General features: G+C 71.1%; 21 protein-coding genes. 16 read left to right on the top strand and 5 right to left on the bottom strand.

Annotated elements, in window-relative coordinates; translation table 11 throughout:
* Positions 1-42 precede the first annotated feature (42 nt).
* The 7 genes from BM028_RS13730 (at position 43) to pdxT (ending at position 8,529) form a co-directional block, all read left to right on the top strand.
* Positions 43-2,637, top strand: coding sequence for an ATP-dependent Clp protease ATP-binding subunit (locus BM028_RS13730; protein ID WP_092387146.1), 2,595 nt, complete (start codon positions 43-45; stop codon positions 2,635-2,637).
* Positions 2,638-3,222: 585 nt separating this feature from the next.
* Positions 3,223-3,456 (top strand): hypothetical protein, encoded by a 234-nt coding sequence (locus tag BM028_RS13725; RefSeq protein ID WP_139219829.1) that lies wholly within the window; start codon positions 3,223-3,225, stop codon positions 3,454-3,456.
* A 210-nt stretch (positions 3,457-3,666) separates the two neighbouring features.
* On the top strand, positions 3,667-4,209 hold the full coding sequence (locus BM028_RS13720; RefSeq protein WP_070418966.1) for an adenine phosphoribosyltransferase: 543 nt from the start codon (positions 3,667-3,669) through the stop codon (positions 4,207-4,209).
* 62 nt (positions 4,210-4,271) lie between these two features.
* Complete coding sequence (thrS, locus tag BM028_RS13715; RefSeq protein ID WP_402736570.1) at positions 4,272-6,323, top strand: threonine--tRNA ligase; 2,052 nt, start codon at positions 4,272-4,274, stop codon at positions 6,321-6,323.
* Entirely contained in the window at positions 6,323-7,006 is a 684-nt protein-coding gene (locus BM028_RS13710) for an HIT family protein (RefSeq protein WP_083413678.1), read from the top strand. The genes thrS and BM028_RS13710 overlap by 1 nt, the downstream gene beginning before the upstream one ends.
* 12 nt (positions 7,007-7,018) lie before the next feature.
* On the top strand, positions 7,019-7,939 hold the full coding sequence (gene pdxS / locus BM028_RS13705) for a pyridoxal 5'-phosphate synthase lyase subunit PdxS (protein WP_070418967.1): 921 nt from the start codon (positions 7,019-7,021) through the stop codon (positions 7,937-7,939).
* The gene (gene pdxT, locus BM028_RS13700; RefSeq protein ID WP_070418968.1) at positions 7,933-8,529 is read left to right on the top strand and encodes a pyridoxal 5'-phosphate synthase glutaminase subunit PdxT; all 597 of its coding nucleotides are present in this window, start codon (positions 7,933-7,935) and stop codon (positions 8,527-8,529) included. The genes pdxS and pdxT overlap by 7 nt, the downstream gene beginning before the upstream one ends.
* 27 nt (positions 8,530-8,556) lie before the next feature.
* Here the strand turns inward: pdxT and BM028_RS13695 are convergent, their stop codons facing one another.
* Both BM028_RS13695 and BM028_RS13690 read right to left on the bottom strand, forming a co-directional pair.
* On the bottom strand, positions 8,557-10,014 hold the full coding sequence (locus BM028_RS13695; protein ID WP_092387143.1) for a tetratricopeptide repeat protein: 1,458 nt from the start codon (positions 10,012-10,014) through the stop codon (positions 8,557-8,559).
* On the bottom strand, positions 10,014-11,276 hold the full coding sequence (locus tag BM028_RS13690; protein WP_092387141.1) for an AAA family ATPase: 1,263 nt from the start codon (positions 11,274-11,276) through the stop codon (positions 10,014-10,016). The genes BM028_RS13695 and BM028_RS13690 overlap by 1 nt, the downstream gene beginning before the upstream one ends.
* A 131-nt stretch (positions 11,277-11,407) precedes the next feature.
* On the opposite strand from BM028_RS13690, the gene BM028_RS13685 reads away from it, so the two are divergent.
* The 9 genes from BM028_RS13685 to BM028_RS13645 all read left to right on the top strand — a co-directional run bounded on the left by BM028_RS13685 (position 11,408) and on the right by BM028_RS13645 (position 20,583).
* Entirely contained in the window at positions 11,408-12,172 is a 765-nt protein-coding gene (locus BM028_RS13685; protein WP_070418971.1) for a YebC/PmpR family DNA-binding transcriptional regulator, read from the top strand.
* Positions 12,173-12,179: 7 nt separating this feature from the next.
* Positions 12,180-12,827 carry a crossover junction endodeoxyribonuclease RuvC gene (gene ruvC / locus BM028_RS13680; protein ID WP_175475696.1) on the top strand — a complete coding sequence of 216 codons (648 nt, stop codon included), beginning with the start codon at positions 12,180-12,182 and terminating at the stop codon, positions 12,825-12,827.
* Positions 12,824-13,441: a Holliday junction branch migration protein RuvA gene (gene ruvA, locus BM028_RS13675; protein ID WP_092387139.1), complete on the top strand. Its 618-nt coding sequence runs from the start codon at positions 12,824-12,826 to the stop codon at positions 13,439-13,441. Before ruvC ends, ruvA begins: the two co-directional genes overlap by 4 nt.
* Positions 13,438-14,475 carry a Holliday junction branch migration DNA helicase RuvB gene (gene ruvB / locus BM028_RS13670; RefSeq protein ID WP_092387137.1) on the top strand — a complete coding sequence of 346 codons (1,038 nt, stop codon included), beginning with the start codon at positions 13,438-13,440 and terminating at the stop codon, positions 14,473-14,475. The genes ruvA and ruvB overlap by 4 nt, the downstream gene beginning before the upstream one ends.
* Before the next feature lie 95 nt (positions 14,476-14,570).
* A complete protein-coding gene (locus BM028_RS13665) occupies positions 14,571-14,978 on the top strand; it encodes a preprotein translocase subunit YajC (RefSeq protein ID WP_070418975.1) in 408 nt (135 codons plus the stop codon).
* A gap of 87 nt (positions 14,979-15,065) precedes the next feature.
* Positions 15,066-16,817: a protein translocase subunit SecD gene (secD, locus tag BM028_RS13660; RefSeq protein WP_071294679.1), complete on the top strand. Its 1,752-nt coding sequence runs from the start codon at positions 15,066-15,068 to the stop codon at positions 16,815-16,817.
* The gene (gene secF, locus BM028_RS13655) at positions 16,817-17,818 is read left to right on the top strand and encodes a protein translocase subunit SecF (RefSeq protein WP_070418977.1); all 1,002 of its coding nucleotides are present in this window, start codon (positions 16,817-16,819) and stop codon (positions 17,816-17,818) included. Before secD ends, secF begins: the two co-directional genes overlap by 1 nt.
* Positions 17,818-18,165 carry a rhodanese-like domain-containing protein gene (locus BM028_RS13650; protein ID WP_092387135.1) on the top strand — a complete coding sequence of 116 codons (348 nt, stop codon included), beginning with the start codon at positions 17,818-17,820 and terminating at the stop codon, positions 18,163-18,165. Before secF ends, BM028_RS13650 begins: the two co-directional genes overlap by 1 nt.
* 57 nt (positions 18,166-18,222) lie before the next feature.
* Complete coding sequence (locus BM028_RS13645) at positions 18,223-20,583, top strand: RelA/SpoT family protein (RefSeq protein ID WP_229085942.1); 2,361 nt, start codon at positions 18,223-18,225, stop codon at positions 20,581-20,583.
* A gap of 26 nt (positions 20,584-20,609) precedes the next feature.
* Here BM028_RS13645 and BM028_RS13640 read toward each other — a convergent pair whose 3' ends face one another.
* The 3 genes from BM028_RS13640 to deoC all read right to left on the bottom strand — a co-directional run bounded on the left by BM028_RS13640 (position 20,610) and on the right by deoC (position 23,152).
* Positions 20,610-21,188, bottom strand: a complete 579-nt coding sequence (locus BM028_RS13640; RefSeq protein WP_175496080.1) for a type IV toxin-antitoxin system AbiEi family antitoxin — start codon at positions 21,186-21,188, stop codon at positions 20,610-20,612.
* Positions 21,189-21,344: 156 nt separating this feature from the next.
* Positions 21,345-22,292, bottom strand: coding sequence for an ROK family protein (locus BM028_RS13635; protein ID WP_092387131.1), 948 nt, complete (start codon positions 22,290-22,292; stop codon positions 21,345-21,347).
* 128 nt (positions 22,293-22,420) lie between these two features.
* Positions 22,421-23,152 carry a deoxyribose-phosphate aldolase gene (gene deoC / locus BM028_RS13630; RefSeq protein ID WP_071294682.1) on the bottom strand — a complete coding sequence of 244 codons (732 nt, stop codon included), beginning with the start codon at positions 23,150-23,152 and terminating at the stop codon, positions 22,421-22,423.
* Between the last annotated feature and the right edge of the window lie 8 nt (positions 23,153-23,160).

Below are 23,160 nucleotides of genomic sequence, written 5' to 3'. Positions count from 1 at the left end.
GTTGCATTGAGTCGAAGGCACTCAAGTTCCCAGGAGGTCCCTTTGCCAGCAACGTTCGGCCCGACCGGCGGCAACGACTCGTTCGACGAGTTCCTCGCCCGCCTGCTCGCGGCACAGGACTCCGGCGCCCAGCGATCCGTACCGCTGGGACGCCCGGTCGACATCACGCGACTGCTCAGCCGTCGCACCCACGAGCTGCTCCAGCGCACCGCGGAGTTCGCGGCCGAGCAGGGGCAGCACGAGATCGACGCCCTGCACGTCCTGCACGTGCTCGTCCGTACCGGCCCGTTCACCGCGGTCCTCCGGCACGCCGGTGTCGACCCCGAGCAGTTCGCGGACGAGGTCGAGCAGCGCCTGCCGATGGCGGGCGAACCCCGCCAGCAGCCCGACGGTCGCCCGGCCCTGACCGGGACCGCGCAGCGGATCCTGCTCGAGGCCACCCAGGCCGCCCGCGGGTTCGGCAGCACCTACACCGATCCCGAGCACGTCTTCTTCGCGCTCGTCATGGACCAGGACACCGTCACCGGGCAGCTGCTCGCCAGTGCCGGCGTCACCCCGCAGGTCATGCAGGACTACGCCGCGCAGGCCGCGGCGGCCGCCAGGGAGGGGCGCACGATGCCCACGAGCACCGACCAGACCACCGACACCGAGAGCGACACCCCGATGCTCGACCAGTTCGGCAGCGACCTCACCGAGCGGGCCCGCGACGGCCGCATCGACCCGGTGATCGGCCGCGCCGACGAGATCGAGCAGACCGTCGAGATCCTGCTCCGTCGCACCAAGAACAACCCCGTCCTCATCGGCGAGCCCGGCGTCGGCAAGACCGCCATCGTCGAGGGACTCGCCCAGCGCATCGCGGACGCCGACGTGCCCGTGCTGCTCCAGGGCAAGCGCGTGGTCGCCCTCGACCTCGCCGGCATGCTCTCCGGCACGCGCTACCGCGGCGACTTCGAGGAGCGCCTCACGAAGGCGATGGACGAGATCGCGGCGCACGCCGACGAGCTCATCGTGTTCGTGGACGAGCTCCACACCGTCGTCGGCGCCGGTGGTGGCGGCGAGGGCGGTTCGATGGACGCCGGCAACATCCTCAAGCCCCGGCTGGCCCGTGGCGACCTGCACATGGTCGGCGCGACCACGCTGAACGAGTACCGCCGGATCGAGAAGGACGCCGCACTCGAGCGTCGCTTCCAGCCAATCACGGTGGGGGAGCCGAGCGTCGAGGACGCCGTCGCGATCCTGACCGGACTCGCCCCGCGCTACGAGGAGCACCACAGCGTCACCTACACGCCGGACGCCCTGCGCGCCTCGGTCGAGCTCTCGCACCGCTACGTCACCGACCGGCACCTGCCGGACAAGGCCATCGACCTCATCGACCAGGCCGGCGCACGTCGTCGCCTGGCCCTGTCGGGCGACGTCGACGTCGAAGCGCTCCGCGCACAGGTCGCGACGCTCACCGCGTCGAAGGACGCGGCCGTCGCCGAGGAGCACTACGAGGAAGCGTCGCGCCTGCGCGACGAGATCGACGGACTGGAGGCGCGGATCACCGCCGCCGGATCGGCCGACGCAGGTCGCGCCTCCGGTCCGGAATCCGTGGGCACCTCGATCACGGAGGAGGACATCGCGGCCGTCGTGTCGCGTGCCACCGGGATCCCGGCGACCCGCCTGACGCAGGGCGACCGCTCCCGGCTCGCCGCGCTCGAGGACGAACTCCACGAGCGCGTCGTCGGGCAGGACGACGCCGTGCGGGCGATCGCGACCGCGGTGCGGCGCAGCCGGACCGGCATGGGCGACCCCCGTCGTCCGGTGGGCAGCTTCCTGTTCCTCGGTCCGACCGGTGTCGGCAAGACCGAGCTCGCGAAGGCGTTGGCCGGGTCGCTGTTCGGCGACGAGTCGGCGATGCTGCGCTTCGACATGAGCGAGTTCGGCGAGCGGCACACCGTGTCGCGGTTGGTCGGCGCCCCTCCCGGGTACGTCGGCTACGACGAGGCCGGGCAGCTGACCGAGCGTGTCCGTCGGAACCCGTACTCGGTCGTCCTGCTCGACGAGGTCGAGAAGGCGCACCCGGACGTGTTCAACCTGCTGCTGCAGGTGCTCGACGACGGTCGGCTGACGGACGGCCAGGGCCGCACGGTGGACTTCCGGAACACCGTCGTGATCATGACGTCGAACCTCGGCTCGGAGTTCCTCGCGTCGCGCTCCGGTGCACTCGGCTTCGCGCCGGTCGGCGCGGGGGACGGGTTCGCCGAGGACGACCTGCGCGCCCGGGTCATGGGCAAGCTCCGTGAGGCGATGCGGCCGGAGTTCATCAACCGCATCGACGAGATCGTGCTGTTCCGCAAGCTCGACCGCTCGCAGATCGAGTCGATCGTGTCGCTCCTGCTCGAGGACACCGCGCTCCGCCTCGTCGCCCAGGGGATGACCCTGACGGTGACGGACGCCGCGGTCGGGTGGCTCGCCGAGCACGGCTACGAGCCGGAGTACGGCGCCCGTCCGCTCCGTCGGCTGATCCAGCGCGAGGTCGACGACCGCATCGCGAGCCTCGTGGTCGACGAGGCCGTGGCCGCGGGCGACACCGTCCGGGTCGACGTGGTCGACGGCGCGCTCGACGCCACGGTCGCGGTCCCCGCCGCGGTCTAGGCACCTCGTCCGCATCGAACGCCCCGGTACCCCTCGTGGGACCGGGGCGTTCTGCGTGTCCGGCGTCCCCGAACTGTTCGGGAATGCAATTCCGGACGAATCTCGAGAAAAGGGTTGCGCGGGGAATACCGGTGTGGATAGTGTTCACGAGCAGCAATCACCGCGTCAGCACGAGACCGAGAGGGGGCCTGACCATGATGTTCACCGAAACGACTCCGTTCCGTGGAATCCGTACGTCCGGCGGCACCCCGATCCGGGTCCGCTGACACGGGGCGTCCCACACCAGTCGCATCTCCGACCGGCCCGTCCGCGCTGAGGTCCTCCTCGCCGTCCGGTGCCGTTCCGACCCTCGGTCGCAATCGCCCGTCGCCCTCGCGGTGACGCACTCGGCGCGTGCCCGACACCGGTCGTGAATGTCGGTGGCCGGTGCGACGCTCCTTCCATCGGCAGCAATTCCTGACCGCACCCGTCGTGCATTCTTCGACGGGGCGCGGAATGCATTCTCGCGCATTCATCTCCCTTGCCCGCGTTCCGGGCAGTACTGCCATGCCCTGGCAGTCGTCGTCACGCCTGAAAGGCACCACCTTGTCAACGAAGACCGTCAACCGTCCCCCCGATACCCGTGCGGTGCGCCGTCGGGTCTCGCTCTCCGACCGCATCGCACTCCGCATCGGGATGTCCCTGATCATCTGGAGTCGTCGGACGCACCACGTGCGTCCGTCGGTCGACCTCGAGACGCGCCGGCGCCTCGAACAGGAGCGCGCCGCCCGCGAGGTCGCGTGGCTCACGCAGGTCGGCACGCTCAACCGCTGGCGCTGAGCCGCGCTGCGCGCCGCGGCGCGCCGCGCGCGCCGCCCCGCGGCTGCCGCAGTGTGCGAGGTTCCGCTCTCCGTGCCCGGCCCCTGGCCCCGCACGGAGCGCGGGACCTCGCACACTGCCACGCGAACCGCGCCCCCGCGCGCTGCGCGCCCCACCTCGTACGGTGCGGGGCGGGTCGGGCGCACCCCGCGCCTCCCGTACCGTTGTCGGGTGACCGAAACCGCAGCTGCACTCGTCGAACGCCTCACCGCCATCGTCCCGGACTTCCCGTCGCCCGGGATCCTGTTCCGCGACGTCACGCCGGTGTTCTCCGACGCCGTCGCGTTCGGCCGCGTGTGCGAGGCACTCGCAGCACCCTTCGCGATCGGCGAGGGCTTCGCCGCCGTCGCCGGCATCGAGGCCCGCGGCTTCGCACTGGCCGGCGGGATCGCCGCGCAGCACCAGGTCGGCGTCCTCACCGTCCGGAAGGCGGGCAAGCTCCCCGGCGAGGTCCTCAGCGAGCAGTACGCGCTCGAGTACGGCGAGGCCGAGCTCGAGCTCCGCCCCGGGCAGCTGCCCGCGGGCACGCGCGTGCTCGTGGTCGACGACGTCCTCGCGACCGGGGGCACCGCTGCCGCGACCGTGACCCTGCTCGAGCGCGCCGGCTACGAGGCGATCGGCTTCGCCGCGCTGCTCGAACTCGACGGCCTGTCGGGTCGTGAGCGCCTCGAACCGCGCCTGCCCGTGCAGACCCTCGGCGCCGTCCCCGCGTGAGCCTCGGCAGGCGCCCCGCGCACTAGTCTTGATCCACCATCCAACCGAGGAGTCCCATCATCGTGACCGAGTCAGTCGCCGCAGCGCCGGAAGGCGCGTCGCCGGACAACGCCGAGCCCGCAGCCGTGCCCCAGGCACCCGAGCCCCGCACCGCGACGACGACCACGACGGGCACCGAGCTGTTCGACGGCGTCCGCGGCGTCGTGGCGATCCGTGTCGCGGGTGTGCTCAAGGACCTCGCAGCCTCGGTCGACGCCGGTGACCTCGTCGAGCCGGTCACCCTCGACGAGCAGGACGGCCTCGACATCCTGCGCCACTCGGCCGCGCACGTCCTGGCGCAGGCGGTGCAGCAGATCAACCCCGACGCCAAGCTCGGCATCGGCCCGCCCGTCACCGACGGCTACTACTACGACTTCGACGTCGCCGAGCCCTTCACCCCCGAAGACCTCAAGGCGATCGAGAAGAACATGGACCGGATCATCCGGCAGGCCCAGCGCTTCCGCCGTGTCGTCGTCACCGACGAGGAAGCCCGCGAGCGCATGGCGGGGGAGCCCTACAAGCAGGAGCTCATCGGCCTCAAGGGCGCTGCGGACGCCGGCGACTCGGGCGAGAGCGTCGAGGTCGGTGCCGGCGAGCTGACGGTCTACGAGAACGTCGACCCGAAGACGGGCGAGGTCGTCTGGCAGGACCTCTGCCGCGGCCCGCACCTGCCGCACACCCGCATCATCGGCAACGCGTCGAAGCTCATGCGCGTCGCCGCGGCGTACTGGCGCGGCTCGGAGAAGAACCCGCAGCTCCAGCGCGTGTACGGCACCGCGTGGCCCGACAAGGACCAGCTCAAGGCCTACCTGCTCCGGTTGGAAGAGGCTGCGAAGCGCGACCACCGCAAGCTCGGCGCCGAGCTCGACCTGTTCTCCTTCCCCGACGAGATCGGGTCGGGCCTGGCGATCTTCCACCCGAAGGGCGGCATCATCCGCCGCGAGATGGAGGACTACTCGCGCCGTCGGCACGAGCAAGAGGGCTACTCGTTCGTCTACACGCCTCACATCACCAAGGGCGACCTGTTCGAGACCTCCGGGCACCTCGGCTGGTACAAGGACGGCATGTTCCCGGCCATGCACATGGACGAGGCGCGCGACGAAGACGGCAACATCACCCGCCAGGGCGCCGACTACTACCTCAAGCCGATGAACTGTCCGATGCACATCCTGGCGTACCGCTCGCAGGCCCGGTCCTACCGCGACCTGCCCCTGCGGATGTTCGAGTTCGGCACGGTCTACCGCAACGAGAAGTCCGGCGTCATCCACGGCCTCACCCGCGTGCGCGGCCTGACCCAGGACGACGCGCACATCTTCACCACGCAGGAGAAGATGAAGGAGGAGCTCACCACGACCCTCCAGTTCGTGCTGTCGCTGCTCCGTGACTACGGCCTCGACGACTTCTACCTCGAGCTCTCCACGAAGGACCCCGAGAAGTACGTCGGCGACGACGACGTGTGGGACGTCGCCACGAACACCCTGCGCGAGGTGGCGGAGGAGACCGGACTCGAACTCGTGCCGGACCCCGCCGGTGCCGCCTTCTACGGCCCGAAGATCTCCGTGCAGGCCCGTGACGCCATCGGCCGCACCTGGCAGATGTCGACCGTCCAGCTCGACTTCAACCTGCCCGAGCGCTTCGGCCTCGAGTACGCGGCGGCGGACGGCACGCGGCAGCGCCCCGTCATGATCCACCGCGCGCTGTTCGGCTCGATCGAGCGGTTCTTCGGCGTCCTCACCGAACACTACGCCGGCGCGTTCCCGGCCTGGCTCGCCCCGGTCCAGGTCGTCGCGATCCCGGTCGCGGCGGAGTACGGCGACTACCTCGACGAGGTCGTCGCGAAGCTGCGATCGCACGGCGTCCGTGCCGAGGTCGACCACTCGGACGACCGCATGCAGAAGAAGATCCGCACGCACACGAAGCAGAAGGTGCCGTTCCAGCTCATCGCGGGCGGCGACGACCGCGACGCCGGCGCGGTCTCGTTCCGCTTCCGTGACGGTCGACAGGACAACGGTGTGCCCGTGGACGAGGCGGTCGAGCGCATCCTCACCGCGATCCGCGAGCGCGCGCAGGTCTGATGACCCCTCCAGGAGGCACGGATCCCGTCGGTGGGACCGGTCGCGTCGACGACGCGGCCGGTTCCACCGCCGTGCCCGCTGCCGACTCGTCGGGTCCGGCCGGTGCGGCCGGCGCCGGCGGGGCGGACGACCCGCTCGTGATCCGTGACGCCGCGACCGGCGCCGCGGTGCCCGATGCGTTCCAGCGCCTCTGGAACCCGCACCGGATGGCGTACATCGACGCCGGGCGCGAGGGCAGGGGCCGCGGCCACGACGACGACTGCCCGTTCTGCGAGGCTCCGCACAAGTCCGACGAGGACGGCCTCATCGTCGCGCGGGGCGAGCACGCGTACGTCCTGCTCAACCTGTTCCCGTACAACAACGGGCACCTGCTCGTCTGCCCGTACCGCCACGTCCCGCTCTACGACGAGGCGACGCCGGACGAACTCCGCGAGATCGGCGAGCTCACCCAGACGGCGATGCGCGTCCTGCGTGCCGTGTCGCACTGCGACGGCTTCAACATCGGGATGAACCAGGGCGAGGTCGCCGGCGCCGGTGTGGCCGGTCACCTGCACCAGCACATCGTGCCGCGGTGGCAGTCGGACGCGAACTTCTTCCCGATCATCGCGCGGACGAAGTCGATGTCCCAGCTGCTCGGCGAGACCCGCCGACTCGTCGCCGAAGGGTGGCCGTCGGAGCACTAGACTGTCGGCATCATGAGCGACAGCAGCAGCACCACGAGCACCCCCGGCACCTCGATCACCGGCTCGGACCGCGTCAAGCGCGGCCTCGCCGAGATGCTCAAGGGCGGCGTGATCATGGACGTCGTCGACGCCGAGCAGGCCCGCATCGCGGAAGAGGCCGGCGCGACCGCCGTCATGGCCCTCGAGCGCGTCCCCGCCGACATCCGCGCGCAGGGTGGCGTCGCCCGCATGTCCGACCCCTCGATGATCGAGGAGATCATCGCGAGCGTGTCGATCCCCGTCATGGCGAAGGCCCGCATCGGCCACTTCGTCGAGGCGCAGGTGCTGCAGGAGCTCGGCGTCGACTACATCGACGAGTCCGAGGTGCTGTCGCCGGCCGACTACGTCAACCACATCGACAAGTGGAACTTCACCACCCCCTTCGTCTGCGGTGCGACCAACCTGGGCGAGGCGCTCCGTCGCATCACCGAGGGCGCGGCCATGATCCGCTCCAAGGGCGAGGCCGGCACAGGTGACGTGTCCGAGGCCACCAAGCACATCCGCACGATCAACAAGGAGATCGCGGCGCTGCGCCACCTCAAGGAAGACGAGCTCTACGTCGCCGCGAAGGACCTGCAGGCCCCGTTCGACATCGTGAAGGAGGTCGCGCAGACCGGCAAGCTCCCCGTGGTGCTCTTCACCGCCGGTGGCGTCGCGACCCCGGCCGACGCCGCGATGATGATGCAGCTCGGCGCGGACGGCGTGTTCGTCGGCTCCGGCATCTTCAAGTCCGGCGACCCGGCCAAGCGTGCCGCTGCGATCGTCAAGGCAACGACCTTCCACGACGACCCCAAGGTCATCGCCGAGGTCTCCCGCGGTCTGGGCGAGGCGATGGTCGGCATCAACGTCGCCGACGTCCCCGCACCGCACCGTCTCGCTGAGCGCGGCTGGTGAGCGCCCGGCCCCGCATCGGGGTCCTCGCGCTGCAGGGCGACTTCCGTGAGCACATCGCGTCGCTGACGGAACTCGGTGCCGACGTGGTGCCGCTCCGTCGCCCGGAGGAGATCGGTGCCCTCGACGGCGTCGTCATCCCGGGCGGGGAGTCGAGCGTCATGGACAAGCTCGCGCGTGCCTTCGGCGTGGCCGAGCCGCTGTCCGAGGCGATCCGCGGCGGGCTGCCGACGTACGGCACCTGCGCGGGCATGATCATGCTCTCCTCGCGCATCGCTGCCGGCATCCCCGGGCAGCAGACGCTCGACGTGCTCGACACGACGGTGCGCCGCAACGCCTTCGGCAGCCAGAACGACTCGTTCGAGATCGACATCCCGATGCCGGCCCTCGGCGAGGCCCCGGTGCACGCGGTGTTCATCCGCGCGCCCGTGGTGGAGCAGCACGGCCCCGGGGTCGACGTCCTCGGCGCGCTCCCCGACGGGCAGGTCGTCGCGGTCCAGCAGGGCGCCGTCATCGCGAGTGCGTTCCACCCCGAGGTCGCCGGCGAGGACCGCTTCCACCGGCGCTTCCTCGACCTCGTCCGCGCCGCCTGACGCCGACCGGCCGGTCGCTCGACGGGGTCAGGCCACGCCGGCGGCGACCAGCACCTGCACCACGACGGCCCGGACGGCGAACACGCCGAACCCGAGGGCGATCACCGCGTACACGACGAGCCGAGCGCGCCGCGGCCGGGCCACCGCACGCAGGATCTCCGCCGCGCTCTGCAGCACGAACACCCGTGTGGCGAGCAGCAGCGGGACGGCGGCCACGGCCCACGTCCCCGTGGTCGGCGCCGCCAGCGCGACGATGCCCCAGGTCACGAGCGCGGCGAAGCCGGCGATGTACGCACCACCGCGGTCGTTCTCCTCCTTGCGACGCCGTCCGCGGTCGGCGACGAGCCCGTCCCACAGCCCGGACCGCACCTGACGTCGGCGTTGCACGATCGTGGTGACGTCCTGCGCAGCGGACTGCAGCAGCAGCGCGACGGCGAGCACGGTGACGACGGTGGTGTACCCGTCGCCGGCTGGTGGGACGATGCCGGCGAGCAGGAGCACCGCTCCGGCGGCACCGGTGATCCAGGTGATTGCCGCGACGCCGAGCACGACCGGCACGAGCGGGACCCGCCGCATCGTCCGGAGGAGCAGTCCGCGCGGGAACTTCGCGAACGAGTGCACCTCCACGAAGCAGACCCAGAGCGCCGCGATGCCGGTCAGGGTCCACCCGAGCGTCTTCGTGACGACGTTCGCACCGCCCCCGGCAGCGATGTGGGCGCCGAGCACCGTCACGACGAGCGACCAGGCGACGACGCCGACCGGCACGGACACGAGGCTCCAGAGCCCGTCGTCCACACGCCGGCGGGCCTCCCACGACGTCGGGTGCTGCGCGAGGACCCGAGCGGACTGCGCGACCCGCTCGGACAGCTGCAGGACCGACCCGGCGGCGAGCATCACCCACTCGTCGTTCGGGTCGAGCTCGAGTGCTCGGTCCATGGCCTCGCGTGCCCGTGGCGCGAGGGCCGCGTCGGTCCACGAGAGGGCGCGGTAGCACTGCGCCGCGTCGGCGAACAGCCGGGCGTCGTGGGGTGCGAGCTCGAGCGCGCGGTCGAGGGCTGCCGCGGACCGGGCGACGTCCGCCGTCGGCCACGCGGCTTCCTCCGCTGCGGACCGCTTCGCGTGCGACCAGCGTGTGTGTGCGAACGCCCACAGCAGGTGCGCGGTCGCCCAGTCCGGCCGGCGCTCGCGCAGTTCCTCGGCTGCGGCCTTCGCCACCTGGCGCTCGTTCGCGTCGAGCATCGCGTTCACCCGGGCGGACAGTGCGGTGGCGTTGTCGGGGTCGAGCGCGAGGGCGCGCTCGGCAGCGGTGCGACTGGCGGCGTGGTCGTGGCGTGCACGTTCCGCCCGTGCGAGCGTCGCCCACAGCCGGGGGTCGTCCGGTGTGCTCGCGACGGCGGCGGTGAGCACGGCCCGCGCCTCGTCCGGGCGCTTGAAGCCCAGGAGCGCGTCGGCGCGCTCGACCACGACGTCGACCGCGTCGGGCATCAGAGCTGCTTCTCCTCGCGGAGCCACTCGACCATGTCGTCGTACTCGCCGCTGCCGTTGGAGTACTCCGCGACGTTGCGGGCGGTCTGCACCCAGGGGCCGATCGACGGCTTGACCTCCTTGAGGGCGGCGCGCATGTCGTCCATCCGCATCGGCCGCACCGACCCGGTCCGGATCGACTCCGTCATCGCCTTCTCCGCCGCGGTGGTCACGAGGTGCTCCAGGTCGGCGCCGGAGAACCCCTTCGTGCGACGGACGAGGTCGCCGAGGTCGATGCCCTCGATCGGCCGTCGGCGGAGGTGGACACGGAGGATCGCCTCGCGGGCATCGTCGTCCGGCGGACGGACGAGGACCATCCGGTCGAAGCGTCCCGGTCGCTTCAGCGCGGCGTCGACCTCCCACGGGTGGTTCGTGGCCGCGAGGACGTAGACGCCGTCGTTCTGCGAGTCGACCCCGTCCATCTCGACGAGGATCTGGTTGACGACGTTCCGGAACGACGAGAACGTGTTCCCGCTCCGCTTCGCGCCGATCGCGTCCATCTCGTCGAAGAACAGCACGGCCGGCGCGTGCTCGCGGGCCGTGCGGAACACCCGGTGGATGTTCTTCTCGCTCTCGCCGATGAACCGGTCGAGCACGTCGCTGAGCGTGACGGAGATGAAGTGCGCCCCGAGCTCGCCGGCGATCGCGCGGGCGAGGAACGTCTTGCCGCAGCCGGGCGGACCGTACAGCAGCAGGCCGCCGCGGAGCTTCTTGCCGAACGCGGCAGCGATCTCGGGGTGCGCCATCGGCTGCAGGAACGACTCGTCGATCCGCCGCTTCACGACCTCGAGCCCGCCGACGTCGGCGAGTCGGACGGTCTCGCGGCGCAGCTCCGCCACCGGGTCGGCGTCCTCGGCGGTCTCGGCAGCCTCGGCCACGAGCTCCTCGTCGTGCTCGGCCACGACCCGCTCGACGAACGGCGGCTCGGTCGGGTTCGCGATCGACGCCTCGAGCTCGGACCAGTCGATGTCCTCGTGCCGGTCGCTCGGTGCGGGCGGGGCGACCGCCGGCTCCGGCGGCTCCGATGCCGCGAGGGCCGCGCGCCGGACGACCGCCGTCGCCGCCTCGTCCTCCGGCGCCTCGCGCAGCACGACGCTCGCCTGCTCGATCGCCTCGCCGTGCCGGCCGGCGTCGGCGAGCAGCTCGGCGTAGCGGACCCGGAGGGTCCGGTCGTCGGGGAGCGCCTGGACGGCGGCCTCGAGTGCGGACAGCGGATCGGTCATGCGTTCCCCCTGGTCGTCCCGGTGCTGCTCCCATCGTACGTGCGTCGACGAGCCCGCCCGCGAGGCGGGGCCGCACCGTCCCTCCAGGCCGCTAAGCTGGACGGGACTTTCCGCAAGACGCAAGGAGCACCGTGTCCGGGCATTCCAAGTGGGCAACGACCAAGCACAAGAAGGCCGTCATCGACCAGCGACGTGCCAAGTCGTTCGCGAAGCTCATCAAGAACATCGAGGTCGCCGCCAAGATGGGCGGCGCCGACCTCTCCGGCAACCCGACCCTCGTCGACGCCGTGCAGAAGGCCAAGAAGACCTCGGTCCCCAACGACAACATCGACCGCGCCATCAAGCGCGGTGCCGGCCTGACCGGTGAGACGATCGAGTACACGACGATCATGTACGAGGGCTACGGCCCGAACGGCGTCGCGATGCTCATCGAGTGCCTCACGGACAACAAGAACCGTGCCGCTGCCGAGGTCCGCACCGCGATGTCGCGGAACGGCGGGACGATGGCCGACCCGGGCAGCGTCGCCTACAACTTCTCCCGCAAGGGCGTCATCTCCGTCACCAAGACCGACGGCCTCGACGAGGACACCGTCATGACGGCGGTGCTGGACGCCGGCGTCGAGGACGTCATCGACCAGGGCGGCGGCTTCGAGGTCATCACCGAGGCGACCGACCTCGTCGCGGCCCGCACCGCGCTGCAGGACGCCGGGATCGACTACGACTCCGCCGACGCCGAGTTCGTCCCCGGCCTCAAGGTGCCGGTCGACGCCGACACGGCGCGCAAGGTGTTCCGCCTGATCGACGCGCTCGAGGACAGCGACGACGTGCAGAACGTCTACTCGAACTTCGACATCCCCGCGGACGTCCAGGCCGAGCTCGACGAGGACGAGGACTAGCCCGATGCTGCGCGTGCTCGGGGTCGACCCCGGGCTCACGCGGTGCGGCGTCGGCATCGTCGAGGTCGCATCGAACCGCCGCGCCCGGCTCGTCCACGTGACGGTCGTGCGCACCCCGGCGGACATGGCGCTCGAGCAGCGGCTGCTCCGCATCGCCGACGGCATCGCCGCCGAGATCGACGAGCACCGTCCCGACGCCGTCGCGGTCGAGCGGGTGTTCGCGCAGGCGAACGTCCGGACGGTCATGGGCACGGCGCAGGCCGCCGGCCTCGCCCTGCACGCCGCGGCGGCACGGGGGCTGCCGGTCGGGCTGCACACCCCGTCCGAGGTGAAGGCCGCCGTGACCGGGTACGGCAACGCGGACAAGCGCCAGGTGCAGACGATGATCGCGCGCGTGCTCGGCCTCGACGAGGCCCCCAAGCCCGCCGACGCCGCGGACGCGCTCGCCCTGGCGGTGTGCCACGCCTGGAGGCTCGGGTCACCCGACACGGTCGGCACGCGCGCCACGAACCTCACCCCGGCACAGCGTGCGTGGCGGGACGCACAGGGCGGCACGGTCGACTCGCCGCTGGCACGCGCCGCGGCCGCTGCCGCCGGTCGCTCGCAGCGTGGCTCGTCGGCATCGTCGGTGGCCGGCCGTAGGCTCGGGGCATGATCGCGAGTCTCCGGGGCACCTGCATCGACGTCGCCGGCTCCGGCGTGGTGATCGAGGTCGGGGGAGTGGGCTACGCGGTCACGGTGACCCCGGCGCACGCGCTGACGATGCGCCACGGGTCCGAGGTCTTCGTCCGGACCGCGATGATCGTGCGCGAGGACGAGCACCTCCTCTTCGGCTTCGAGTCCACCGACGCGCTCCAGGTGTTCGACCTCCTCCGCAGCGTGTCCGGCGTCGGCCCGAAGTCGGCGATGGGCGTCCTCGCCCACATGGACCCGGCCCAGGTCGCGAACGCCGTCGCACACGACGACGACGGCGCCTTCCGCAAGGTCTCGGGCATCGGCCCGAAGACCGCCAAGCTCATCATCGTCGCCCTCTCCGGCAAGCTCGCCGCGTTCGAGCAGGCCCCCGTCGTGGCGGCCCGCGGCGGCACCGCGCACCCGGCCGCGACCGACGTCGTCGCCGCCCTCGTCGGCCTCGGCTGGCGCGAGGACGCCGCGCAGCGTGCGGTCGACGAGACCATCGCGTCCGAGCCGGGCGTCGCCTCGATGGGCACCCAGGCACTGCTCCGCGCCGCCCTCGGCGCGCTCCGTCCCGCCGGTGCCGGCCGGTGAGCGGGATCACCGCCGCGGGCGCCGAGTCACAAGAGGAACTCGCGTTCGAGGGGGCCCTCCGCCCGAAGTCCCTCGACGAGTTCGTCGGGCAGCGGAAGGTCCGGGGGCAGCTCGACCTGCTCCTCAAGGCGGCGGCGCTGCAGGACCGGACGCCCGACCACATCCTGATGGCCGGCCCTCCCGGACTCGGCAAGACGACCCTCGCGATGATCGTCGCGCACGAGTCCGGTCGCCCCCTGCGGATGTCGAGCGGCCCGGCGATCCAGCACGCCGGCGACCTCGCCGCGGTGCTGTCGTCCCTCGTCCCCGGCGAGGTCCTGTTCATCGACGAGATCCACCGGATGGCCCGCTCGGCAGAGGAGATGCTCTACCTCGCGATGGAGGACTTCCGCATCGACGTGATGGTCGGCAAGGGGGCCGGCGCCACGAGCATCCCGCTCGACCTCGCGCCGTTCACCCTCGTCGGCGCCACCACGCGTGCCGGCCTCCTGCCGAACCCGCTGCGCGACCGCTTCGGGTTCACCGCCCACCTCGAGTTCTACGAGAAGGACGAGCTCGAGCAGGTCCTCATCCGGGCGGCGCACCTGCTCGAACTCGACATCGACCGGTCCGCCCTGCGCGAGATCGCCGGGCGCTCCCGGGGCACACCGCGCATCGCGAACCGCCTGCTCCGACGTGTCCGCGACTACGCCCTCGTGCACCGCACCACCGACGGCATGGCCGCCGTGCAGGGTGCTCTCGACCTCTACGACGTCGACGAACTCGGCCTCGACCGTCTCGACCGCGCCGTGGTCGAGACGATGCTGATGCGCTTCGACGGCGGTCCCGTCGGCCTGAACACCCTCGCGGTGTCCGTCGGGGAAGAGTCCGAGACCATCGAGTCGGTCGTCGAACCGTTCCTCGTCCGGGTCGGCCTCGTCACCCGCAGCCCCCGCGGCCGGATCGCCACCCCGCAGGCCTGGCGGCACTTCGACATGACACCCGGGCAGACCGGCCTCGCACAGCCCGGACTGTTCGACGACGACGCCGACTGACGTCCCCGTCCGCGGTCTCGGTGACATGCCACGCACAGACGTGTGCCCTAGACTGCTACGGCCCGAAACCGAGCAACCAGAGAAGGCAACGCATCATGGGTCAAGAAGTCATCCTCATCGTCATCGTCGTGGCGTTCGCGGCCTTCATGTTCTACAACAGCCGGAAGCGCAAGAAGCAGCAGGGCGAGCTCGCCACCAAGATGGTGCCGGGCGCGAAGGTCATGCTGTCCTTCGGTCTGTACGGCACGCTCCTGTCGGTCGACGACGAGAAGGTCACGGCCGACGTCGAGATCGCGCCCGGAACGGTCGTCACCGTCCACCGCCAGACCCTGTCGCGTGTCGTCGACGACACCGCGTCGGACATCACCACCACGGCCACGCCCGAGGATGAGCCGGCAGCGCCGAAGCCCGTCGCCGAGCTCAACGGGGAGCCGATCTACGGCGAGCGTGTCGAGTCCACGGACGCCGACACCGACGCGGCGAAGCGCAAGACCGAAGACTGACTCCTCGGCCGCCGGGTCCACCGACCCGGCGGCGACACCTGCCGCCGGTCAACCGCCGTCGGTCCTGACAGAAAGACGAGACGACCGGTGGCACGATCGACACCCGTCAAGAAGGCGATCCGCTCGCTGACCTGGTTGGTGATCCTCATGGCGGTCCTCGCGGGGTTGAACACCGCCGCGTCGGTCCTCGCCGGGAACACCAAGGACGACAGCGGCAAGTGGTTCGAAGGGGCCAGCTGGGTCCCGGAACTCGCCCTCGACCTCCAGGGCGGCACGCAGCTGACGCTCGCGGCGCAGAACACCGAGGGCGGCTCGGTGACGAGCCAGCAGCTCAACCAGGCCGTGAACATCATCCGGCAGCGCATCAACGCGACCGGTGTCTCGGAATCGCAGATCAACACCCAGGGGACGAACAACATCGTCGTCTCCATCCCGGGCAAGCCGGACAAGGCGACGATCGACCGCATCGAGGCGGCGGCGAAGCTCACGTTCCGCCCGGTCCTCTACACCGAGGCGGCGACCAACACCGCGGTGGGCGGCAGCGGATCCTCGTCGGCCTCCGCGACGCCGTACTCCCCGCCGGCATCGCTCGCCGCGACGCCGAGCGCCAAGCCGACCAACGGCAGCGACCTGAACTGGGTCACGCCGGCGCTGCAGGACCTGTACACGAACTACAACTGCAACGCTCCGGACGACGTCACGACGGCGCCGGACGACGAGCCCCTCGTCACCTGTGACCAGGACGGTGCCGCGAAGTACATCCTCGGCCCGGTCGAGGTGTCCGGCTCGGGCATCAGCAACGCCACCTCCGGCCTCGCGACCGACTCGCAGGGCACGTCGACGGGCCAGTGGGCCGTCAACCTGACGTTCAAGGGCAAGAGCTCGGACGACTTCCGTGACGTCACCAGCCGGCTCGTGAAGCTGCAGCCGCCGCAGAACCAGTTCGCGATCGTCCTCGACGGCTCCGTCATCACGGCCCCGGCGTCGAACGCGGCCATCACGAACGGCAAGGCGCAGATCACCGGCTCGTTCACGGCCGACTCCGCGAAGACCCTCGCCGACCAGTTGAAGTACGGCGCGCTGCCGATCAACTTCCAGGTCCAGTCGAACGAGAACATCTCCGCGACCCTCGGTACCGCGCAGCTCGTCGGTGGCCTCGTGGCGGGCCTGATCGGTCTGATCCTGGTCATCATCTACTCGGTCATCCAGTACCGGGCGCTCGCGTTCGTCACGGTCCTCTCGCTCGGTGTGGCCGCGGCGCTGACGTACCTCGTGATCGCGATCATGTCCTGGCGCGTCGACTACCGCCTGTCGTTGGCGGGTGTGGCGGGTCTGATCGTCGCGATCGGCATCACGGCGGACTCGTTCATCGTGTACTTCGAACGCATCAGGGACGAACTCCGTGACGGCCGGGGCCTCGAGAGTGCCGTCGAGTCCGGGTGGAAGCGTGCACTGCGCACGATCCTGGCGTCCGACTCGATCAACTTCCTCGCCGCCGTGGTGCTCTACATCCTCGCGGTGAGCGACGTGAAGGGCTTCGCGTTCACGCTGCTCCTCACCACCCTGATCGACGTCGTCGTGGTCGTGATGTTCACGCACCCGATGATGCAGCTCATCGCCCGCAGCCGCTTCTTCGGCGAGGGACACCGGTTCAGCGGGCTCGATCCCGCGGCCCTCGGGGCCGTCTACCGCGGTCGCGCGCAGTTCCGCGCGCCGGTCGTCGACGGCAGGCGTCAGCGCAGCGCCGGTGAGGCGCAGCGTCGACAGACGATCGCAGAGCGGAAGGCCGCGCAGGCCTCCGGCGAGAACGGCACGACGCCGGACGGGAAGGACGACTGATGGCCAGCTTCAGCCAGTTCGGCAGCGACCTCTACACGGGGAAGCGCTCGTACGACATCGTCGGCCGACGCAAGACCTGGTACGTCATCGCGATCATCGCGATCGTGGTCTCGCTGGCGGTCCCGTGGCTGCGTGGCGGGTACCAGCTCGGCATCGAGTTCACCGGCGGGTCCGAGTTCACGCTCTCCGACGTGAAGACGCTCGACCAGAACCTCGCCACCGAGACCGTCGAGTCGATCGTCCCCGACGGCGTCCCGCGTGTCTCGCAGCTCGGGACGCACGGCATCCGCGTGCAGACCGGCCAGCTCACCGACCGTGAGACCTCCGAGGTCCAGGACGCCCTGGCGAAGGCCTACGACGTCCCGGACAGCCAGGTCGCCGCGACCTTCATCGGTGCGACCTGGGGTGCCGACGTGCTCAACCAGGCGATCCGCGGCCTCGTGATCTTCCTCGCCCTCGCGGCGGTGTTCATGGCGCTGTACTTCCGCACCTGGAAGATGTCGGTGTCCGCGATGGTGGCGCTCCTCCACGACCTCCTCATCACGGCGGGCGTGTACGGCATCGTCGGGCTCGAGGTCACGCCCGCGGCGGTGATCGGCTTCCTGACCATCCTCGGCTACTCGCTGTACGACACCGTCGTGGTGTTCGACAAGGTCCGCGAGAACACGAGCCAGGAGTCCCACCGCACCTTCGTGCAGTCGGTGAACCTCGCGGTCAACCAGACGCTCGTGCGGTCGATCAACACCTCGGTCGTCGCACTGCTGCCGGTCGGCGCGATCCTCTTCATCGGGTCGTACATCCTGGGCGCCGGAACGCTCCGCGACATCTCGCTCGCGCTGTTCATCGGCATCATCGTCGGCACCTACTCGACGATCTTCATCGCGTCGCCGATGTACGCGCACCTGCGTGAGAACGAGCCGAAGATCAAGCAGGCCGACGCCAAGAAGCAGGCCGCTGCCGCCAAGCGTCAGCGCGAGGTCGACGCGACGGCGGGCGTCTGATGCCCGCGGAGATCGTCGACATCGACGTCGCCGAGGCCCGTCGGCGGATCGACGCCGGCGCGCGCCTGTTCGACGTGCGCGAGCAGGGGGAGTGGGACGAGGTCCACGCTCCCGAGGCGACCCTCGTGCCGATGTCCGAGTTGGTCGCCCGGTGGAAGGAGATCGACGGCGGCGACGAGCCCGCGATCATCGTCTGCCACTCGGGCGGACGCTCCGCACGGGTCGTGGCGGCGCTCGAGCAGTCCGGTGTCCCCGCGGTGAACCTCGTCGGCGGCATGGTCGCGTGGGAGCAGTCGGGCGCCCCCGTGGTGCGCGACGCCCAGGGCGAACCGCGTCACGAGCACTGACCGGACACGCGTAGTCTTGTCGGATCGAGCTCGGACGGGCATCCCGGGAGGCGCAGCATGACGGACACGCGTGAGTCCACGCCGCAGGACGCCTCTGCGCCGCGGGCAGGGCAGGACACCGGCTCCGCGAGCCGCCCCGGCTCCGCACCCCGGCCGACGAGTCCGCTCGGGCCGAACACGACCGGCAACCTCGGTTCGCTCCGGTCGCTGCTGCCGCGGCTGTTCTCGCGCGCCCAGCCCGCCGGTGCCGTCGACACCCTGATCCGTACCGTCCGGTCGCATCACCCCAAGGCCGACGTGACGCTCATCGAGCGCGCCTACTCGGTCGCGGAACGCGCGCACGACGGGCAGAAGCGCAAGTCGGGCGAGCCGTACATCACGCATCCGGTCGCGGTGGCGCAGATCCTCGCCGACCTCGGGATCGGGCCGATCACCATCGCCGCGGCGCTCCTGCACGACACCGTCGAGGACACCGACTACCAGCTCGACCAGCTGCGCGAGGACTTCGGCGACGAGATCGCCATGCTCGTCGACGGCGTCACGAAGCTCGACAAGGTCAAGTACGGCGACAGCGCCCAGGCCGAGACCGTCCGCAAGATGGTCATCGCGATGTCGAAGGACATCCGTGTCCTGGTCATCAAGCTCGCCGACCGGCTGCACAACGCCCGCACGTGGGGCTTCGTCGAGTCGACCTCCGCCACGCGCAAGGCGAAGGAGACCCTCGAGATCTACGCGCCGCTCGCGCACCGGCTCGGCATCCAGATGATCAAGCTGGAGCTCGAGGACCTCTCGTTCGCGGTGCTCCACCCCAAGCTGTACGTCGAGATCGACAGCCTGGTGAAGGAACGCCAGCCGAAGCGCGAGCAGTTCGTCCAGAACGTCATCGGCACGCTCAAGAAGGACCTCAAGGCCGCCAAGGTCCGCGGCGAGGTCATGGGCCGCCCGAAGCAGTACTACTCGATCTACCAGAAGATGATCGTCCGTGGGCGCGAGTTCGACGAGATCTACGACCTGGTCGGCATCCGCGTGCTCGTCCCGACCGTGCGCGACTGCTACGCGATGCTCGGTTCCGTGCACGCGCGGTGGACGCCGCTGCCGGGTCGGTTCAAGGACTACATCGCGACGCCGAAGTTCAACCTGTACCAGTCGCTGCACACCACCGTCCTGGGGCCGCAGGGCCGTGCGGTCGAGATCCAGATCCGCACGCACGAGATGCACCAGCGGGCCGAGTTCGGTGTCGCCGCCCACTGGAAGTACAAGCAGCGCGCGGCCGGCCGCGACGTCGACTCCTCGTCGGCCACCGACCAGGACATGGCGTGGCTGGCGCACATCACCGACTGGCAGGCCGAGACGAGCGACCCGGGTGAGTTCCTCGACTCGCTCCGGTACGAGATCGGTGCGAAGGAGACCTACGTCTTCACGCCCCAGGGCAAGGTCATCGGGCTGCCGTCCGGTGCGACCCCGGTCGACTTCGCGTACGCCGTGCACACCGAGATCGGCCACCGCACGATGGGCGCCAAGGTCAACGGGCGTCTCGTGCCCCTCGAGAGCGCCCTGTCGAGCGGCGACGTCGTCGAGATCTTCACCTCGAAGAACCCCGACTCCGGCCCCAGCCAGGACTGGCTCACCTTCGTCCGGAGCCCACGCGCCCGGAACAAGATCAAGCAGTGGTTCACCAAGGAGCGCCGCGAAGAGGCGATCGAGCAGGGCCGCGACGCGATCGCGCGGGCCATGCGGAAGCAGAACCTGCCGCTCCAGCGCATCATGAGCCAGGACTCGATCTCCGAGGTCGCGTCGTCGATGCGCTACGACGACATCTCCGCGCTGTACGCGGCCGTCGGCGAGGGGCACGTCTCCACGCAGTCGGTGATCGAGAAGGTCCTCGGGAACGTCCAGACCGAGACCGAGACGGAAGAGCCGGAGCTCAGCTTCCCCCGCCAGGTCACGAGCCGGCAGCTGCGCAACAGCGACAGCGGCGTCCTCGTGCGTGGCGCGCCGGACATCCTCGTCAAGCTCGCGAAGTGCTGCACGCCGGTCCCGGGCGACCAGATCGTCGGGTTCATCACCCGCGGCCAGGGCGTCTCGGTGCACCAGGCCTCGTGCACGAACGTGAAGTCGCTCATGAACGAGCCCGACCGGATGATCGAGGTCGAGTGGGCGCCGTCCTCGAAGTCGGTGTTCCTCGTGCAGATCCAGATCGAGGCGCTCGATCGGTCGGGGCTCCTCAGCGACGTGACGCGGGTGCTGACGGACCACCACGTGAACATCCTGTCCGCGACGGTCTCGACGTCCTCCGACCGGCTCGCGCTGAGCCGCTTCGTGTTCGAGATGGGCGACACGACCCACCTCGACCGTGTGCTCAACGCGGTGCGACGGATCGACGCGGTCTACGACGTCTACCGGGTCAGCGCGGGCTGACCCGAGACCCGGTCGACCAGACCGGTTCAGCGCGGGCTGACCGAGTCCCCGGCAGCGTCGAGCACAGCCCGCAACCGCCGCTCCGCCTGCCGGACCATCGGGATCGTCCCGAGCGTCGCGAGGGACCCGGCGACCGCGTCGACCGACACCGCACCGATCGTCAGGAGCCCGACCACCGCCGCGGCGTCCGACGGGTCGAACCCACCGGGCCGGTCCCCGGGGCTGCGCAGCAGGTCCACGACCGTGCGCAGCGGTGTGGTGACGCGGAGGCCACCGAGCACGAGGACGTCCTCGTCCGTGATCACGACCTCGCGGACGCGCAGCGCGCCGTCGACGTGCACGCGGACCCGGAGCGGGACACAGGCCTCGAGCGGGGTCGGTGCACGCGAGACGGCACCCCAGACCCACGCGGCCGTCCGGGTGCTCGCGATGAGGCGCGCGTCCCGGAGCACCCACGCCGCGGCTGCCGCCCGGAGCGCCGGGGTCTGCGGTTCGGCGGGGGAGGCCCAGCACGCCCCGACGGCCACGAGCTCGCCGGCGAGGACCGCTGCGCGCAGCTCGGCCTCGGGCCAGTCGTCGCTCGTCAGCAGCCGGGTTCGGGACACCCGGACATCCTGCCCGACGCGCACGGCGCGTCGACGCGCCCTGTGGAGAGCGACGGACGTGCGGCCGGGACGTGACCACCTGTGGGCCAGGAGGCGCGGGTCCGCCCCGCACCGCGCCTCCCGTCCGTCAGCACGTGCCGTCGAGAGCCGACGTCGTCAGCGCAGCACGTCGGCCCGGTGCACGAGCGCCGCGGCGCCGATCAGGGGACCGTCCTGCGACAGCCCCGTCGGGACGATCCGCACCTTGGTCACGAAGCCGAACTCGACGCGCTCCGCCACCGCCTCGCGCGCGTACTCGAAGAGGTCGGGCGTGACGTGCGAGAACCCGCCGCCGATGGCCACGACCTCGAGGTCGACGAGGCTCGTGGCCGCCGCGATGGCCTGCCCGAGGGCGCGACCGCTGCGCTTGACGGCCGCGACGGCGATCTCGTCGCCCGCCGCGTAGGCCGCGGAGAGCTCCTCGCCGGTGCTGCCCGTGAACCCCTGCCGCTGCGCCCACGCGACGGTCTTCGGGCCGCTGGCGATCGCCTCGAGGCATCCGGTGCCGCCGCACGCGCAGCGGTCGTCGAAGCCGCCGCACTCGACGTGGCCGATGTGCCCGGCGTTGCCCGTCGGGCCGCTGACGGTCCGGCCGTGCAGGATCAGGCCGCCGCCGACGCCGGTCGACACGATCATGCCCATCACGTGGTCGGAGCCCTGCGCCGCGCCGACCCAGTGCTCGGCGAGCGTGATCGCCAGGCCGTCCATGCGGAGCGTCACCGGGACGCCGGCGGGGACGTGCGCGGCGACGCGGTCCCGGAGCGGGTACCCGCGCCAGACCGGCATGTTGAGCGGGGAGACGAGTCCGTGCTCCTCGTCGACCGGACCGGCCGAGCCGATGCCGACACCGACGAGCGTGGCGTCCGTCGGCAGCGCGGCGAGGGCGGCCGTCACGACCTCGTCGACCGCGGCCTGCAGCTCGTCGGACGTCCGGCCGGGGCCGGTCGGGCTGCGGAACCGCGTGGCGGGGAGGACGACGCCGGCGTCGGTGACGAGGGCCGCCTCGACCTTCGTGCCGCCGAGGTCGACGGCGAGGGCGAGGGGGGTGGACTGGGTCGTGGACATGCGCGCTCCGATGCGGCGGTCTGGAGGCGCGGTGCCGGTCCCGCACGCGTCGTCGCGTCCGGTGGGCGCCGGCCCCTGGTGGTGGGTCGGGTGGTGCTGGAGGTCGCGGGGGCTCGCGCCCCGGACCGTCAGTAGGACGTGGTGTCGTCGCCGACGGCCGACGCGGTGCCGGTCTCGGCGCGGTGCGCGACCTCGTCGAGGATGCGTGCCGAGGCGCTCGTGCCGATGCGGTCCGCACCGGCTTCGACCATCTCGAGCAGCGTGTCGAGCCCGCGGACGCCGCCGGAGGCCTTCACGCCGGTGTCGGGGCCGACCGTGGCGCGCATGAGGGCGATGTGCTCCGCGGTGGCGCCGCCGCCGGCGAACCCGGTGGAGGTCTTCACGAAGGCGGCACCGGCGGACCGTGCGGCACGCGATGCGGCGACGATCTCGTCGTCGGTGAGGAAGGCGGTCTCGAGGATGACCTTGACGACGGTGCTGCCCGCGGCGTCGACCACGGCGCGGACGTCGGCCTCGACGCGCTCCCAGTCGCCGGACTTCGCGGCGCCGATGTTCTGCACCATGTCGAGCTCGAACGCACCGTCGGCGAGGGCCTGCAGCGACTCGGCGACCTTGGCCGCGGTGGAGGTGGTGCCGTGCGGGAAGCCGATGACCGTGCCGACGCCGACGCCGGTGCCGGTCAGGCGCTCGACGGCGTGCGCGACGTCGCTCGGGCGGACGCACACGCTGAACACGCGGTACGCGGCGGCCTCGTCGAGCTGGGCGTCGACGTCCGAACGCGTGAGTTCGGGCTTGAGGATCGCGTGGTCGATGAGACCACGGACGGCATCGGCGGTGACGGAGAACGCTGCTTTGTCCACCCGGCAAG

It is taken from the genome of Curtobacterium sp. YR515 (assembly GCF_900113095.1).
Classification (GTDB): domain Bacteria; phylum Actinomycetota; class Actinomycetes; order Actinomycetales; family Microbacteriaceae; genus Curtobacterium.
The sequence above is the reverse complement of the archived record's forward strand: the minus strand, read 5'-3'. Positions and strand labels throughout refer to the sequence as shown.

Coding starts and splice junctions, on each gene's coding strand:
- BM028_RS13665 (WP_070418975.1), top strand. CDS start 14,571: ATGGGTCAAGAAGTCATCCTCATCGTCATCGTCGTGGCGTTCGCGGCC.
- BM028_RS13645 (WP_229085942.1), top strand. CDS start 18,223: ATGACGGACACGCGTGAGTCCACGCCGCAGGACGCCTCTGCGCCGCGG.
- pdxS (WP_070418967.1), top strand. CDS start 7,019: ATGAGCGACAGCAGCAGCACCACGAGCACCCCCGGCACCTCGATCACC.
- ruvA (WP_092387139.1), top strand. CDS start 12,824: ATGATCGCGAGTCTCCGGGGCACCTGCATCGACGTCGCCGGCTCCGGC.
- secF (WP_070418977.1), top strand. CDS start 16,817: ATGGCCAGCTTCAGCCAGTTCGGCAGCGACCTCTACACGGGGAAGCGC.
- BM028_RS13635 (WP_092387131.1), bottom strand. CDS start 22,292: ATGTCCACGACCCAGTCCACCCCCCTCGCCCTCGCCGTCGACCTCGGC.
- BM028_RS13650 (WP_092387135.1), top strand. CDS start 17,818: ATGCCCGCGGAGATCGTCGACATCGACGTCGCCGAGGCCCGTCGGCGG.
- BM028_RS13695 (WP_092387143.1), bottom strand. CDS start 10,014: ATGCCCGACGCGGTCGACGTCGTGGTCGAGCGCGCCGACGCGCTCCTG.
- BM028_RS13690 (WP_092387141.1), bottom strand. CDS start 11,276: ATGACCGATCCGCTGTCCGCACTCGAGGCCGCCGTCCAGGCGCTCCCC.
- BM028_RS13710 (WP_083413678.1), top strand. CDS start 6,323: ATGACCCCTCCAGGAGGCACGGATCCCGTCGGTGGGACCGGTCGCGTC.